10 protein-coding genes are annotated in these 14,887 nt (G+C 71.7%); 6 read left to right on the forward strand and 4 right to left on the reverse strand.

Annotated features, from left to right (window positions below):
- Nucleotides 1–7 precede the first annotated feature (7 nt).
- Entirely contained in the window at nucleotides 8–1,390 is a 1,383-nt protein-coding gene (locus CDN99_RS07205; protein ID WP_088384060.1) for a sensor histidine kinase, read from the forward strand.
- The gene (locus tag CDN99_RS07210; protein WP_088384062.1) at nucleotides 1,387–2,022 is read left to right on the forward strand and encodes a response regulator; all 636 of its coding nucleotides are present in this window, start codon (nucleotides 1,387–1,389) and stop codon (nucleotides 2,020–2,022) included. Before CDN99_RS07205 ends, CDN99_RS07210 begins: the two co-directional genes overlap by 4 nt.
- A 164-nt stretch (nucleotides 2,023–2,186) precedes the next feature.
- On the opposite strand, the gene CDN99_RS07215 is transcribed toward CDN99_RS07210, so the two are convergent.
- Nucleotides 2,187–2,945 carry a phosphoribosyltransferase gene (locus CDN99_RS07215; protein WP_088384064.1) on the reverse strand — a complete coding sequence of 253 codons (759 nt, stop codon included), beginning with the start codon at nucleotides 2,943–2,945 and terminating at the stop codon, nucleotides 2,187–2,189.
- Nucleotides 2,946–3,103: 158 nt separating this feature from the next.
- Here CDN99_RS07215 and ku point away from each other — a divergent pair, with 158 nt between their 5' ends.
- Nucleotides 3,104–4,099: a non-homologous end joining protein Ku gene (gene ku / locus CDN99_RS07220; protein ID WP_088384066.1), complete on the forward strand. Its 996-nt coding sequence runs from the start codon at nucleotides 3,104–3,106 to the stop codon at nucleotides 4,097–4,099.
- Between the two features lie 8 nt (nucleotides 4,100–4,107).
- Nucleotides 4,108–7,044: a DNA ligase D gene (gene ligD, locus CDN99_RS07225; RefSeq protein WP_088384425.1), complete on the forward strand. Its 2,937-nt coding sequence runs from the start codon at nucleotides 4,108–4,110 to the stop codon at nucleotides 7,042–7,044.
- Between the two features lie 186 nt (nucleotides 7,045–7,230).
- On the opposite strand, the gene CDN99_RS07230 is transcribed toward ligD, so the two are convergent.
- Nucleotides 7,231–11,094, reverse strand: a complete 3,864-nt coding sequence (locus tag CDN99_RS07230) for an ATP-binding protein (protein WP_088384068.1) — start codon at nucleotides 11,092–11,094, stop codon at nucleotides 7,231–7,233.
- A 243-nt stretch (nucleotides 11,095–11,337) separates the two neighbouring features.
- Here CDN99_RS07230 and CDN99_RS07235 point away from each other — a divergent pair, with 243 nt between their 5' ends.
- Together CDN99_RS07235 and paeA are read left to right on the forward strand one after the other, a co-directional pair.
- Complete coding sequence (locus tag CDN99_RS07235; protein ID WP_158218774.1) at nucleotides 11,338–11,811, forward strand: DUF4019 domain-containing protein; 474 nt, start codon at nucleotides 11,338–11,340, stop codon at nucleotides 11,809–11,811.
- A gap of 110 nt (nucleotides 11,812–11,921) precedes the next feature.
- On the forward strand, nucleotides 11,922–13,238 hold the full coding sequence (gene paeA / locus CDN99_RS07240; RefSeq protein ID WP_259374713.1) for a polyamine export protein PaeA: 1,317 nt from the start codon (nucleotides 11,922–11,924) through the stop codon (nucleotides 13,236–13,238).
- On the opposite strand, the gene CDN99_RS07245 is transcribed toward paeA, so the two are convergent.
- Both CDN99_RS07245 and CDN99_RS07250 read right to left on the reverse strand, forming a co-directional pair.
- Complete coding sequence (locus CDN99_RS07245; RefSeq protein ID WP_088384072.1) at nucleotides 13,204–13,716, reverse strand: lytic transglycosylase domain-containing protein; 513 nt, start codon at nucleotides 13,714–13,716, stop codon at nucleotides 13,204–13,206. The two genes, paeA and CDN99_RS07245, sit on opposite strands and share 35 nt — an antisense overlap.
- Entirely contained in the window at nucleotides 13,713–14,795 is a 1,083-nt protein-coding gene (locus tag CDN99_RS07250; RefSeq protein ID WP_238139406.1) for a type II secretion system F family protein, read from the reverse strand. The genes CDN99_RS07245 and CDN99_RS07250 overlap by 4 nt, the downstream gene beginning before the upstream one ends.
- Between the last annotated feature and the right edge of the window lie 92 nt (nucleotides 14,796–14,887).

Here is a 14,887-nt window from a genome sequence, read left to right on the forward strand (position 1 = left end):
GCCGCCCATGAAGACCCTCGTCAGATCCCTTTGGTGGAAGCTCACCGTCGCCAACGTGGTCGTCACGCTGCTGGGCTCGCTGCTGGCCGTGATGACGCTGGGGCCGGCGCTGGATGCGCCCGCCTTCCGCGAGAGCGTGCGGCCGGAGCACCTGGCGACGCTGCTGGAACGCGAGCGCGTGTTGCTGGAAGGCCGGCTGGACGATCCCGCGCTCGCGGCGGGCCTGCTGCGCGCGATCAGCGACCAGCTGGAGGACGTGCAGGGGCCGCATGGGATGTACGGCATCGCGTACTCGTCGCAGCCGCGGGTGAGCCTGGCGGTGTATGCCGAGGACGGACGCGCGGTGGCCCGCATCGACGCGCCCGGCCTGGCCCTGCCGGCCACCTGGCTGCGCGGCCCGCGCCGGCTGGAGGCCGTCTCCGACGCCGAGCGGCTGCTGGTGCTGCCGCTGCAACCGGCGGGCATGCTGGTGGTGCGCCACTTCGCCGAGTTCAGCGTCGTGCAGAACCTCAAGAGCACGCTCGACGACACCGGCGCGTCCCTGTGGTTCCTGGTGGTGATGGTGTCGATCCCCGGCTCGGTGCTGGGCGTGGGCCTGACGCAATGGCTGGCGCGACGGCTGCGGCGCATGGCCGCGGCGTCGGATGCGTGGGCCAAGGGGGACTTCCGCCCCCGCATCGACGACCGCCGCGCCGACGAGCTGGGCCGGCACGCGTTGGCGCTGGACACGATGGCCGCGCGGCTGGACAACCATCTGCGCACCGAGCAGGCCCTGGCCACGCTGCAGGAGCGCCAGCGGCTGGCGCGCGAACTGCATGACGGCGTCAAGCAGCAGGTGTTCGCGACCGGCCTGCAACTGCACGCCGCCGCGCAGTGGCTGACGCGCGACCCCGAGCGCGCGGCGGAAGCCTTGCGGCGGGCACAGGCCATCAACCAGTCGGTCTCGGGCGACCTGGTGGAGATGCTGTCGCGGCTCAAGCCCGACACCGCCGACCAGCCGCTGGGCGACGTGCTGCGGCGCGCGCTGCTGCCCTGGGCCGGTCAGATCGAGATCCAGGTCGCGGCGCCCCCCGACCTGGTGGTCTCGGCCGACGCCGCGCACGAGCTGTCGCGCATCGTGGCGGAGGCCGCCGCCAATTCGGTGCGCCACGCCGATGCCCGGCGCATCGACGTGCGCGTCGCGCTGAGCGAGGACGAGCTGGTGGTCGAAGTGGCCGACGACGGCCGCGGCTTCGACCCGGCGCGTGTCCGCGAGGGCATGGGCCTGGCATCGATGCGCCAGCGCGTGACCCTGCTGCCGCAGGGGCGCCTCGACCTGGACAGCTCGGGGCAGGGCACGCGGCTGATCGTGCGCAGCCGGCATGCGGCGCGGGCGGAGGCGCCGGCATGATCTCCATCCTCATCTGCGACGACCACGCGGTGGTGCGCTACGGGATCATGGCCGTGCTGGAGGCGCAAGGCGAGTTCCGACTCGTCGGCGCCGTGGGCGACGGCGATGCCGCGATCGCCGTCGCGGCGCGCGAGCAGCCGCAGGTGGTGCTGATGGACCTGCTGATGCCGGGCCGCAACGGTGTCGACACCACGCGCGAGATCAAGCGCGTGAGCCCCGGGTCCCACGTCATGCTGCTGACCAGCCACGAGGGCGACGAGCATCTGGTGGAGGCGATGCAGGCCGGCGCCATCAGCTATCTGCTCAAGGACACGCCGCCGGGCGAGCTGGTGCAGGCCATCGAGCGCACCGCGCGCGGCGAGCCCGCGCTGCATCCGCGCATCGCCACGGCCATGATGCGGGCGCTGTCCGGCCCCGCCGCCGAAGTCGCGCCCGACCTGCTGACGCCGCGCGAGGCCGAGGTGCTGGGCCTGATCGCCGAGGGCCTGCCCAACGCCGCCATCGCGGCGCGGCTGGGGCTCAGCGAGAAGACGGTCAAGAACCACGTCACCAGCATCCTGGCCAAGCTGCAGGTCGACGACCGCACCCAGGCCGCCGTTTTCGCCTGGCGCCAGCGGTTGAAGGATCGCTAGCGGAGGTCTGCACAGCTCGCCGCGGCTGACGCCGCTCCGATTCGGGCTGCGCTGCAAGGCGCGAACCGCAGCCATGGCTATGGCTGTGGCCATGGCGAGGATTCGCAGCGCCGCAGAGCGCCCGAAGCGTTGCGGCAGTCGTGGGGGCGTTGTTTGGACCTTCGCTAAGGGAGGTGGGCGACCGCGGCGCGGCGCTCGTCCGCGGCATCCAGCCAGCGCCGCACCTCGTCGTCCGAGGTCTGCTCGAAACGCTCGTACCACTGGCCCACCGAGCGGAAGCGCTCGGGCGTCTGGCCGCAGACGACCTCGTCGGCATCCTGGCCCAGCAGGTGGCAGGTCTCGGCCGCGGCGACCGGCACCGCGACCACGATGCGGGCGGGCGCCATGACCCGGAGCGCCTGCACGGCCGCGCGCATCGTCGCGCCGGTGGCCATGCCGTCATCGACGACGATCACGCGGCGCCCGCGCAGCGGCGGCATCGGGCGATCGCCGCGATAGAGCTTCTCGCGGCGATGCAGCTCGCGCACCTCGGCGCGCGTGACGATGTCGATGGCCGAGGCGCTGATCGCCAGTTGCTGCAGCACCTGCGCGTTGAGCACGCGCACGTCGCCGGAAGCGATGGCGCCCATCGCATATTCCGGCTGGCCGGGCAGGCCCAGCTTGCGCACGACGAGCACGTCCAGCGGCGCGCCCAGCGCCCGCGCGATCTCCGCGGCCACGGGCACCCCGCCGCGCGGCAAGGCGAGCACGGTCATGTCGTCCTGATGCGCGTAGACGGTGAGTCGCGCCGCCAGATGGCGTCCCGCATCCCGACGGTCGGCATAGAACGGATGCTGGGGCGCCCGCGGCTGCGGGCGCCCCTCGGCGAGCCGGGTGTCCGCAGAGGCGCGGAGCGGGAGCAGGGCGTGAGTTTCGGGCGTCATGAGGCGTTTCGGGTGCGGCCACGGCGGGCGCTGACGCCGACGAAGCAGCAAGCGGGATGCCCGAGCCGCGCGGGCGGCCGATGCCGCGGGCGCGTCGATTGCCGATTCCGGGCCCTGGGAGGAGCCGCCGGCCCTCCGCAACGACCTCGAGGCGCCGCATGCCCACCCGCACCGCATCCTCCTCCAGCCGCTCCGCCCCTTCCGCCCGCAAGGCCCCGGCGCGCGCCGCGTCGCCCCGGCGCGCCTCCAACGCCGACCGCGCCGGCAAGGCGGGCCGCGGCGGCGCGGGCCACGGCAAGTCCGCTGCTGGTGACAGCGACGACGCGCCCAGCGCCCGACGCGCGATCTGGAAGGGCGCCATCAGTTTCGGGCTGCTGCACGTGCCGGTGGCGCTCTATCCGGCGTCGCGCGACCAGGGCGTGGACTTCGACTGGCTGGACAAGCGTTCGATGGACCCGGTGGGCTACAAGCGCATCAACAAGCGCACCGGCAAGGACATCGACAAGACGCAGATCGTCAAGGGCGTCAAGCAGGACAACGGCGACTACGTGCTGGTCTCCGACGACGAGATCCGCAAGGCCTATCCCACCACCACGCAGACCATCGAGATCGAGACCTTCGTGCCCGCGACGCAGGTGTCCTTCGTCTATCTGGAGAAGCCGTACTACCTGGAGCCGATCGGCAAGTCCGCCAAGGTCTACGCGCTGCTGCGCGAGGCGATGGCCGATGCCGGGCTGATCGCGATCGCGCGGCTGGTCATCCACAGCAAGGAGCACCTCGCCGCGCTGCTGCCCGCGGGACCGGCGCTGATGGTCGGCATGCTGCGCTGGGCCAACGAGATCCGCCCCTGCGACGGGCTGGACCTGCCGGCCGAAGGCAAGTCCACGCACGGCTTCAAGGAAGGCGAGCTCAAGATGGCCCGCCAGTTGATCGACGAGATGAGCGGCGACTGGCATCCCGAGGATTACCACGACGAGTTCACCGCCGCGATCCGTCAGCTGATCGCCCGCAAGGTCGAGCAGGGCGAGACCGAGACCGTCACGCCGCTCGAATCCGTGCCGGACGAGTCCGGCGACGGCGGCGGCAACGTCGTCGACCTGACCGAGTTGCTGCGCCGCAGCCTGGGCGGCAAGAAGAAGCCCAAGGCGGCGTGAGCACCGCCATGCCGACCGCTCCCCGCAACGACCCGTTGGCGCGCTATCGACAGAAGCGCGACTTCCGCATCACGCCCGAGCCGGATCACGTCGAGGACGACGACAAGCCGCGGTCGACGCGGGCGCGCGCGAAGGCCCCGCGCCGCGCGACGCGACCCGCGGTGGGGGCCTTGTCCTTCGTCGTCCAGAAGCACTGGGCCAGCCACCTGCACTACGACTTCCGGCTCGAGCTCGACGGCGTGCTGCTCAGCTGGGCCGTGCCCAAGGGGCCGTCCTTCGATCCCAAGGAGCGCCGCATGGCGATCCATGTCGAGGACCACCCGCTGGCCTACGGCGGCTTCGAGGGCACCATCCCGCCGAAGCAGTACGGTGCCGGCGAGGTCATCGTCTGGGACAACGGCATCTGGGAGCCCGAGGGCGACCCGAGGCAGGCCTTGAAGGACGGCAAGCTGGTGTTCCGGCTGCGCGGACAGAAGCTCGCCGGCATGTGGCAGTTGATCCGCACCTCGCGCGACGCGTCCAGGCGCGAGCAGTGGCTGCTCATCAAGAAACACGACGGCATGGAGCGCGCGCATGCCGACTACGACGTCACCGTCGCGCTGCCGGACAGCGTCGTCGGCAAGCCGCTGGGATGGGCCGATGAGCGCGACGGAACGGGGGCCGGCAAGGGCGCCGACAGGGCCGCCCGGCACGGCGGTGCCGATGAGGCCGGCGGGGACGGCGCGTCGGCCCGGCAAGCCAGGAAGGGCGGCAAGACGGCCGCCGCGAGGGGGGCGATGGGCGGGACGTCCGCGACGTCCGGGAAGGGGGCCGCGGCGGCGCCCGTGGAGGCCGGACTCGATCCCGCCATCGGCGAGCCCGATCTGAGCCGGGCGAAGCAGGCGCGCCTGCCAATCGAGCTCTCGCCGCAGCTGGCGACGCTGGTCAGCGCGACGCCGCCTGGCGAGTGGGTGGCCGAGGCCAAGTTCGACGGCTATCGGCTGGCGGCGCGCATCGACAAGGGCCGGGCGCGGCTCGTCACCCGTGGCGGCAACGACTGGACGGCGCGGTTGCCGTCGCTGGCCGATGCGATCGTGGCGCTGGGCCTGAGCGATGGCTGGCTGGATGGAGAGATCGTCGTGCTCCGGGAGGATGGCGCGCCCGACTTCAGCCTGCTGCAGCAGGCGATCGGGCACCCGACGCGGACCCGGCACGAGGACATCGTGTATTTCCTGTTCGACGTGCCTTTCCTGAATGGCCACGACCTGCGCGAGGTGCCCCTGAGGCACCGCCGCGCGGTGCTGCGCGCGCTGATGGCGGGCCATGAAGGCGACCGCCTGCGCTTCAGCGAGGACTTCGCGGTCCCGCCCGACGAGATGCTGGCCGCCGCCTGCCAGATGCGGCTGGAGGGCCTGATCCTGAAACGGCCCGACAGCACCTACGTGTCCGGGCGCAGCGAGGCGTGGGTCAAGCTGAAGTGCCAGCAGCGGCAGGAGTTCGTGGTCGTCGGCTTCACCGACCGCTCCGACGGCGCGAAGGCGCTGGGCAGCCTGCTGCTCGGCTATCACGAGCACGGCGAGCTGCGGTACGCCGGACGTGTCGGCACCGGCTGGTCGCTGAAGCTGGCCGGTGAACTGCACCGGCGCCTGGTGGCCCTGGAGCGCAAGACGCCGCACTTCGACGACGAGACCATCGAGCGCAGCCACTGGGCCCGACGCGCCGGCCGCGCGGGCGGCGACGAGCGCTGGGTCAGGCCGACGATGGTGGTCGAAGTCGCCTTCGCGGAATGGACCCCGGAAGGGCACATCCGCCACGCGTCGTTCCAGGGCGAACGCGAGGACAAGGCGGCGAAGGACGTCGAACGCGAGACGGCGAAACCGGCCGATGCGGTGAGACGCGCCGATGGGGCGAAGCCGGTGTCGGGCGTCGACCAGCCACCCACGGTCAAGGTCGCGGCCAAGGCCGTCGCGAAGGGCGCGAAGGGCGTGTCGAAGGGCGAGGCCGTCGAGGCCGCGCAGGGCGCCGAGAAGACGACCGGCAAGACGGCTGGCAAGTCAACGGGCAACACGAAGCGACAGGCCGCAGCCAAGACGGCCGGATCACGCGCGTCGACCGCGGCGTCGGTGGCCCAGGCGTCCTCGGGTCAGCTCCGCATCACGCATCCGGAGCGCGTCATCGACCCGTCCACGGGCATCACCAAGATCGATCTGGTCCGGTATTACGAGAGCATGGCCGAGTGGCTGATGCCACACCTGGGCCGTCGCCCGGTGGCGATCGTGCGGGCGCCCGACGGGATCGACGGGCAGCTGTTCTTTCAGAAGCATGTCGAAGGCGACGACCTGATCGTGGTGCCCGATGCCGCCGCGCTGATGCAGTTCACGCAGATGAACGCGGTCGAGTTCCACACCTGGAATGCGCAGGACGACCGCCTGGATCGATCGGACCGGGTGATCTTCGATCTGGACCCGGGAGAGGGCGTGGCCTGGAAACAGGTGGCGGAGGCGGCCGGCATCGTGCGCGCGCTGCTGCGCGAGCTGGGCTTGCAGGCCTGGTTGAAGACCAGCGGCGGCAAGGGGCTGCACCTGGTCGCGCCGCTGGATCGTCGGCACGATCACGCGACCGCGAAGCGTTTCAGCCAGGCGGTGGTGCGGCACCTGACGGAGACCTTCCCGAAGCGCTTCTCCGCCAAGAGCGGTCCGAAGCATCGCGTGGGAAAGATATTCCCGGACTACCTGCGCAATGGCGAAGGGCAGACCACCGCGTCGGCCTTCTCGGCACGCGCGCGTCCCGGCATGGGCGTCTCGATGCCCATCGCGTGGGATGAACTGCCGGAGGTCAAGCGCGGCGATCAATGGACGCTCGCCAACGCCCGCGATCGCATGAGCTTCCAGAAGCAGGACCCATGGAACGACTACTGGACCTGCCGCCAGACGTTGACCCGCGGCATGAAGCTGCTGGGCCTGTGAACGCCGGGCGTCAGGCGCGAGCGACCGCGCGGCGCCGGCCGAAGTGACCCGCCCCGTGGGGGGCGGGCCGGGGCGGGGCACCGACGACCCCGCCCGCCTGGAGGGCGGGGAAGGGGCGGGAGCGAAACGGTAAAAAAGCAAACGTCCAGCGCCTCATTCGCCGGGTGCGGTCCGGCGTCGGGCCGCTTACCGCCAATCCGGCGCCAACGCCCGCGCCAGATCCCCCGGGTCCGCCGGCTTCACCAGATGGGCATCGAAGCCGGCCTCCGCCGTCCGCTGCCGGTCCTCCGCCTGCCCGTACCCGGTCAACGCCACCAGCCGCAGCGCGCGCCAGGCCGGATGCGCCCGGATGCGCTGGGCGAGTTCATAACCGCTCATCCCCGGCAGACCGATGTCCAGCAGCGCGACGTCCACGCGGCCGCGCTCCAGGAAGCGCAGCGCTTCCGGACCGCTGTGCACCTGCGTCACCTCGTGCCCCTCCATCGCGAGGATCATCGCCAGCGACGCCGCGGCGTCCGCGTTGTCGTCCACGACCAGGATCCGCCGTGGCAACAGACGCGGCACCGCCTCGACCCGCTCGTCCGACGGCTCCGCAACCAGCAAGGGCAGCCGCAGCTCGAAACGCGCGCCGCGACCGAGGCCCTCGCTGAACGCGGACACGCTGCCGCCGTGCATCTCGATCAGCCGCTTCACCAGCGACAGCCCGATGCCCAGCCCGCCCTGCGACCGGTCCAGCGTCCGATCCCCCTGCACGAACAGGTCGAACATCGTCACCTGCAGCTCCGGCGGAATGCCCATGCCGTCGTCCATGACCGCGATGGTGGCCATGCCCGGGCCGCCGTCCTCGCCACGCGTCTCGCTGACCGTCAGATGGATCCGGCCATGCGGGTCGGTGTACTTGGCGGCGTTCGTCAGCAGATTGGCGACGCACTGCACCAGCCGGGCCAGGTCGCCGCGTACCCGCAGCGGCCGGCCGGTGGTCACCGAGAAGCGATGGCGCCGGTCCCGCATCAAGGGCTCCGCCGTCTCGACCGCCTGGGCCACCACCTCGGACAGCGCCACGGGGCCGCACTGCAGCTCCACCCGGCCCTGCGTGATCCGGGACACGTCCAGCAGGTCGTCCACCAGCCGCGTCAGCGTGTCGACCTGGCGCCGGATGATGTCGACCATCTTCCTGGACCGATCGTCGGGCAGGCCCAGCCGCGACAGCACGTCGCCGGCGCTGCGGATCGGGGCGATGGGGTTGCGCAGCTCGTGCGCCAGCATCGCCAGGAACTGGTCCTTCTGCCGGTCCGCGTCCTCCAGGCGGCGCCGCGCGCGCAGGTGCGCGGAGATCTCGCGGAAGTAGCACACCACGCCCGGCGTGCCGTCGGGCAGCGGGATGCGGTTGATCTGCCACTCGTAGGCCTCGGTGGCGCCTCGGTCGGTGCGCGCCTGGATGAACTCCGGCGTGTAGTACGGGTCGCCCGTTTCCAGCGTGCGCTGGAACAGCGACACGATCTGGTCCGACAGCGGATGGCCCCATTGCCGCTCCACCAGGTCGTCGAAGCGCGCGCCGATCAGCTCGTGCGAGGCGCCGAAGGTCGCGCGCGCGGTCGGATTGGCTTCCCGCACGCGCAGCACGCCGGCCTCGTGGCCGACCAGGAAGACGCCCATCGGCGCTTCGTTCAGCAGGGTCTCGAACTGCGCCGTGCGCAGCCGGAAGGCCTCTTCCGCCGCCTGCCGCATGCGACGCAGCTCCAGCAGCGCGCCCAGGCGCGCCAGCAGCTCGCGCGCCGAGAAGGGCTTGGTCATGTAGTCGTCGGCCCCGGCGTCCAGGCCTTCGATGCGGGCGTCCTCGCCGGCGCGCGCGGACAGCAGCACCACCGGCACGCCGACCAGCCGCGTGTCGGCGCGGATCGCGCCCAGCAGCGCCAGGCCGTCCAGCCTGGGCATCATGACGTCGCTCAGGATCAGGTCCGGCGGCTCGCGCCGCGCCGCCTGCAGCGCCTGCAGGCCGTCGGACACGGTCTCCACGGCGTAATACGGCGCCAGCAGGTCGCGCACGTAGTCGCGCATGTCGGCGTTGTCGTCGGCCAGCAGCACCCGCGCGCCGAAGGTCGGCGCGAAGCGCAGGTCGGCCGCGTCGATGGCGCCGGCCTCGATCCGTCGCGTATCGACGGCCTCGCGCCCCGCGTCGTGGGCGGGCAGCCAGCGCAGCGCCTCCTCGACGAAGGCGCGCGCGCCGGTCGTGCTCGGCGCTGTCTCGGCACCGCGACGCGCGGTCTCGCGCTCGGGCTCCACCCGATCCGCCGGCAGATGGTCGCGGCCCAGCGGCACCGTGACGCGGAAGAGCGTGCCTTCGCCCTGCACGCTGGCGACGTCGATGCGTCCGCCATGCAGCTTGACCAGCTCCTGCACCAGCGCCAGGCCGATGCCGGAGCCCTCGTGCGTGCGGCCCTCGACGCCGGCCACGCGGTGGAAGCGCTCGAACAGGCGCGGCAGCTCGTCGGCCGGAATGCCGACGCCGGTGTCCGCCACCTCCAGCACCGCCTGGCGCGGATCGTGGCCCTGGGGCCGCAGGCGCACCGTCACCTGGCCGTCGATGGTGAACTTGAAGGCGTTGGAGAGCAGGTTCAGCACCACCTTCTCCCACATCTCCCGGTCGACGTAGGCCGGCTGGCCCAGCGACTGGCAGTCGACCTCGAAGACCAGCCCGGCCCGCTCCATCGCCGAGCGGAAGGTGCTGGCCAGGTCGCGCGTCAGCACCGCCAGCTCGGTCGCCTGGTAGCGGGCCTGCGCGCGGCCGGCCTCGATGCGGGAGAAGTCCAGTAGCGTGTTGACCAGCCGCCGCAGGCGCCCGGCGTTGCGCAGCACCAGCGACAGCCGCTCGCGCTGCGCCGCGCTCAGGTCGGGCGTGGTGATCAGCTCTTCCAGCGGGCCCAGCATCAAGGTCAGCGGGGTGCGGAACTCGTGGCTGACGTTGGAGAAGAAGGCGGTCTTGGCGCGGTCCAGCGCGGCCAGCGATTCGGCGCGGCGGCGCTCGGCCTCGTAGGCCGCGGCATCGGCCAGCGCGGCGGCGATCTGGCCGGCCACCAGTTGCAGGAAGCCGCGGTAGGCCTCGTCGTCGGGCCGGCGCGGGCTCAGGCCCGCGACCAGGAAGCCGGCCAGCTCCGCGCCCGGGCTCTTCAGGGGCAGCAGCACCGCGCGCTCGACGGGCTCCGGCCACGGCGGCAGGTCCAGGTCGAGCCCGAGCGCCGTCAGCGAGGGCAGCTCCTGCGTCGTCTCGGCGTCATACAGCGCGCGCAGCGGCCAGCCGCTCGGCGCGTCGTCCAGGTTCAAGCGCTGCGGCAGTTGCGCGGCGCTGCGCTCGCCCGCGCAGCCGGCGCGGCGCACCGAGCGACCGCCCGGCTCGGTCAGGTAGAGCGCCGCGACGGGCAGGTCGAGCGGGAACTCCCCGAGCACCTCGCAGGTCCGCCGCGCGCATTCGTCGGCCTGGTCGGCGCCGACGGTGCGCGCGGCCAGGTCGCGCAGCACGCGCAGGCGGCGTTCGCCGATGACGCGGTCCGTGACTTCGGTGACCACGCACAACATGCCGTTCACCCGCAGCGTGTCGTCGTAGACCGGGCTGTAGGAGAAGGTGTGATAGGTCTCCTCGCGGAAGCCGCTGCGCTCCAGGAACAGCAGCAGGCCCTCGTCCCAGGTGGCCTCGCCGTGCGTGAGCACGTGGCGGATGCGGCTGTAGGCGGCGTCCCAGATCTCGGACCAGACGCGCTCCGAGCGCGCCCCCAGGGCCCATTCGCGCTTCATGCCCAGCGTTGGCAGGTAGGCGTCGTTGCACAGGAAGGTCATCGACTCGCCCCACGCCATCCACATCGCGTAGCGGGAGTCCAGCATCATTCGCACCACCGTCTTGAGCGCCTGCGGCCAGCCGTCCGGCGGCCCCAGCGGCGTGGCCTGCCAGTCCAGGCCGCGCAGCCGCTCGCCGACCTCGCCGCCGCCGTCCAGGAAGTGGCGCCATTGCGGCGCGGCCCGCCCGGGGGATGCATCTCCAGCGGCGGCAGGGGACATGGGGCGGGGCCCTCCAGGGCGGAACGGTGGGTGAAGGAGGCGGGGCGAGTCTACAAGGCACCGAGCAAGCGGTGCGCCCGAGTGGGCGGGGGCGCGGGCACGGCGCGCGGTCCGCGCGCGGAAGTGCCCATGACCGCTGGCGGGGCGGCCGGTCTACCGTATAAGCGGGGCGTCGGTCCGTCCGGGCCGGCCTTGTCGGGGGGCGGCGCGACGTCGTCCTCCTCACCCACCCGAGGGAGAGTCATGACGATCAACGCATCCCTGCGCGCGGCCGCCCTGGCCGGCGCGATCGCCGCGACGGTGTCGCTGGCGCCGCCGGCCCTGGCCCAGGCCGGAGGCAACAAGTCCGTTCCCACCATGCAGACCGTCGAGGCCAGCGACGCCGCCACCAAGGCCGCCACGGCCTGGCTGCAACTGACCGACGCCGGCAAGTACCCGGAGAGCTGGAACCAGGCGTCCAAGGACTTCCGCGGCGCGATCTCCAGCAGCGATTGGGCGGCGGCCTTGACCTCGGTGCGGACGCCGCTGGGCGCGCCGACCGCGCGCGTCCTGAAGTCCGCCGACTTCAAGCGCGACCTGCCCAACGCGCCGCCGGGAGAGTACGTGATCCTCCAGTTCGACACCGCCTTCGAGAAGAGGCTGGGCGCCGTCGAGACGGTGGTCGCCGCCCGCGATCCGGACGGGGCCTGGCGGGTCTCGGGCTACTTCATCAAGTAGGCGCGCTGCCCGCATCGGCCGGCCGGGCGGCGGGTTCTCCTCGACCAGGGGCTGCGTGCGGCGTTGGGCGGCCGCTACACTGGCGGCTTCCCGATTGAGAAAGCCGCCTTTTGAGTTCCAGCCTGTTCCTGATCCTGGTGCTGATCGTCGCCAGCGCATTTTTCTCGATGGCGGAGCTGTCGCTGGCGGCCTCCAGGCGCCTGCGGCTGCGTCAACTGGCCGACGAGGGCGACGCCCGCGCGGCGCAGGTGCTGAAGGTGCAGGAACAGCCGGGCCACTATTTCACCGTCGTCCAGATCGGTGTCAACACGCTCGCGATCCTGGCCGGCGTGGTCGGCGAAGGCGCGCTGACCCCCCATTTCGAAACGCTGCTGCGGCCGCTGATCGACATCGATACCGCGCAGCGCGTCGCCTTCGGGCTGTCCTTCGCCTGCGTGACCATCCTCTTCGTCGTGCTGGCGGACCTGCTGCCCAAGCGGCTCTCGCTGAACGAGCCCGAACGCGTGGCGATGGTGCTGATCCGCCCGATGCTGTTGCTGACGCTGTTGCTGCGTCCGGTGGCCTGGGCCTTGAATCTGGTGGCCGACAGCCTGTTGCGGCTGCTGGGCCGTCCGATGACCCCGGACAACACGATCACGCACGCCGACATCCTGGCGCTTGCGGCGGCCGGCCATCAGGCGGGTGTGGTCGCGGCGGCCGAGCAGCAGGTGATCGAGAACGTCTTCGAGCTGGAGACCCGCACGGTCGAGTCGTCGATGACCTCGCGGGAACGGGTGGTGTATTTCTCGCTCGACGATGACGAGGCGCTCGTGCGCACGCGCATCGCGGACTCGCCGCATTCGACCTACCTCGTCTGTGACAAGGACATCGACCAGGTCGTCGGTTATGTCGACGCGACCGACCTGTTCCAGCGCGTGCTGCGCGGCGAGGTCATCAGCCTGCGCGCCGAGCCGGGGCTGATCAAGAAGGTGCTGATCGTGCCCGACCGGCTGACGCTGGCCGAGGTGCTGACCCAGTTCCGCCAGGCGCATGAGGACTTCGCGGTCATCGTCAACGAGTACAGCCTGGTCGTCGGCGTGATCACCCTCAACGACGTGATGAGCACGGTGATGGGCTCGATGGTGTCCACCGACGAGGAAGAGCAGCAGATCATCCGCCGGGACGACGGCAGCTTCCTGGCCGACGGCATCACCCCGATCCCGGACGTGCAGCGTGCGCTGGGGGTCGACGACTTCCCGCACCACGGCCAGTACGACACGCTGGCCGGATTCCTGATGGTGATGCTGCGCCGGATCCCGAAGCGGACCGACGTCGTCGAATGGCACGGCTGGCGCTTCGAGGTGGTCGACGTCGACAGCCATCGCGTCGACCAGGTCATGATCGCCCGCGTGGTCAGCGGCGCCGCGCCGGCGTCGGCGTCGGATTGAGCGACGGCGCCGCGGCGCCCAGGGCGATTTCCTCCTCGGCCTTCAACCGCGCGTAGTGGCGCAGCACCTGCCGCGCATAGGCCAGGCGTTTCTGCGGATCCTGGGCGTTGTAGGCGCCGAGCGCCATCGCGGTATCGCCCATCCTCCGGAAGTTGCTGGCCAGGATCCAGGCGCCGACCATCGCGTTCGCGCAGGGGTCCCACAGGTCGTGCGCGTGGACGCCGTATCTGGCCAGCGTGGGCACCCAGGACGAGTTGATCTGCATCAACCCGATGTCCGTCGAGCCGTCGGCGTTGCGGTGGGACGCGCGCGGATTCAGGTTGGACTCCTGGCGGGCCACCGCGCGCAGCAGCAGCGGTGACACGCCGTAGCGCTGGCCGGCCGCTTCGAAGCACATGGCTCGGGACGTCACGGTCGCCAGCAGCAGCATCGCGCCCAGGGCGCCGGCACGGAAGACGGAGCGCGCGCGTCGTGTCATGACGTCCCCATCTCCATTTGCATGCTGTTCTGCACCTCCATCACGGTGGAGAGAAATCCGCCGACCAGGAACAGCAGCAGCGCCGCCGCGGCCACGAGCAGCAGACCGTTGAGTCGCGCGGCCGAATCGGCGATGCCGCGTTGCAGCCGGTCGATCGAGCCGACCCCGATCTTGACGAAGGCGGCGACGGGATCGCGGCGCTCGGCGGCGTCCTGGACGCGTTCTTCCATGGCTGGATTGAGCACCCCGGTGGCGAAGGCGCGGCCGAACTGCGCGGCCTGCCGGTCGGACAGCCGGGCGAGGATCTGCCGCAGGTGCCAGCGCATCCACGGCCCGCTGAAGCGGCCGGCGCGCTCCAGCGAGGCACGCAGCGAAACGCCGGCCCGCATCAGCGAGGACAGCGAGATCACCAGCATCGCGCCCGAGAAGTCCCGATAGAGGCTGAACGGCGGATACCGGTCGAGCCAGCGTCGCCCCGGGCCTTGCCAGCGCGGCAGCGCCCACACGAACAGCGCGCCGCCCGCGAGTGCCATCGCGCCGATCATGAGCCCGTGATGGCGCACCAGCCAGGCCACCGCGTACAGCGCCTGCCCGAGTGGCGGCCAGCGCTCCGGCGCGATCAGGTCGGCCAGCACCGGCACCGCGTGCAGCGAGAACACCACCAGGATCGCCGTCATCGCGCCCAGCAGCATCAGCGGATAGGCCACGGCCTTGCGGACCGCGCGGAACATGCCGTCGACCTTCTCGACGGTGTCGGACAGGAAGTGCAGCCCCTGGGAGAGCCGCTCATCGCCGCCGCCCTGCAGCGCGTCGATCATCAGCAACTCGCTGGGCGGCACGACGCCGGCCAGCGCCCGCGCCAGCGAACCGCCCATCGCCGCGCGCAGCATCCGGCGGTAGAGCAGTTGGTCGCCGCGCGAGCGGCGCCGGGCGCGCACCTCGCATTTGCGCAGGATGGTGAACAGCGGGACGCGGTCTTCCAGCGCGGCGGCCAGGTCGTAGTAGAAATCGCCGCGTCGCTGGCGCAGCCGCCGTGCCGCGGCGCGCACCAGCAGCCAGTCCAGGGCGGGGATCAGCACGGCGTCAATGCGCGCGGCGCGCGCGAGACCGCCGGCGCGGCGGCGAGGTTCGAACGGATTGTCGACAGGGTCATGCTTGCAACGGGATCGGG

It is taken from the genome of Roseateles aquatilis, assembly GCF_002205645.1.
Taxonomy (GTDB): domain Bacteria; phylum Pseudomonadota; class Gammaproteobacteria; order Burkholderiales; family Burkholderiaceae_C; genus Roseateles; species Roseateles aquatilis.

Bases quoted from the DNA above. Each gene is read 5' to 3' on its own strand.
- CDN99_RS07205 (WP_088384060.1), top strand. From the start codon at position 8: ATGAAGACCCTCGTCAGATCCCTTTGGTGGAAGCTCACCGTCGCCAAC.
- CDN99_RS07210 (WP_088384062.1), top strand. From the start codon at position 1,387: ATGATCTCCATCCTCATCTGCGACGACCACGCGGTGGTGCGCTACGGG.
- CDN99_RS07215 (WP_088384064.1), bottom strand. From the start codon at position 2,945: ATGACGCCCGAAACTCACGCCCTGCTCCCGCTCCGCGCCTCTGCGGAC.
- ku (WP_088384066.1), top strand. From the start codon at position 3,104: ATGCCCACCCGCACCGCATCCTCCTCCAGCCGCTCCGCCCCTTCCGCC.
- ligD (WP_088384425.1), top strand. From the start codon at position 4,108: ATGCCGACCGCTCCCCGCAACGACCCGTTGGCGCGCTATCGACAGAAG.
- CDN99_RS07230 (WP_088384068.1), bottom strand. From the start codon at position 11,094: ATGTCCCCTGCCGCCGCTGGAGATGCATCCCCCGGGCGGGCCGCGCCG.
- CDN99_RS07235 (WP_158218774.1), top strand. From the start codon at position 11,338: ATGACGATCAACGCATCCCTGCGCGCGGCCGCCCTGGCCGGCGCGATC.
- CDN99_RS07245 (WP_088384072.1), bottom strand. From the start codon at position 13,716: ATGACACGACGCGCGCGCTCCGTCTTCCGTGCCGGCGCCCTGGGCGCG.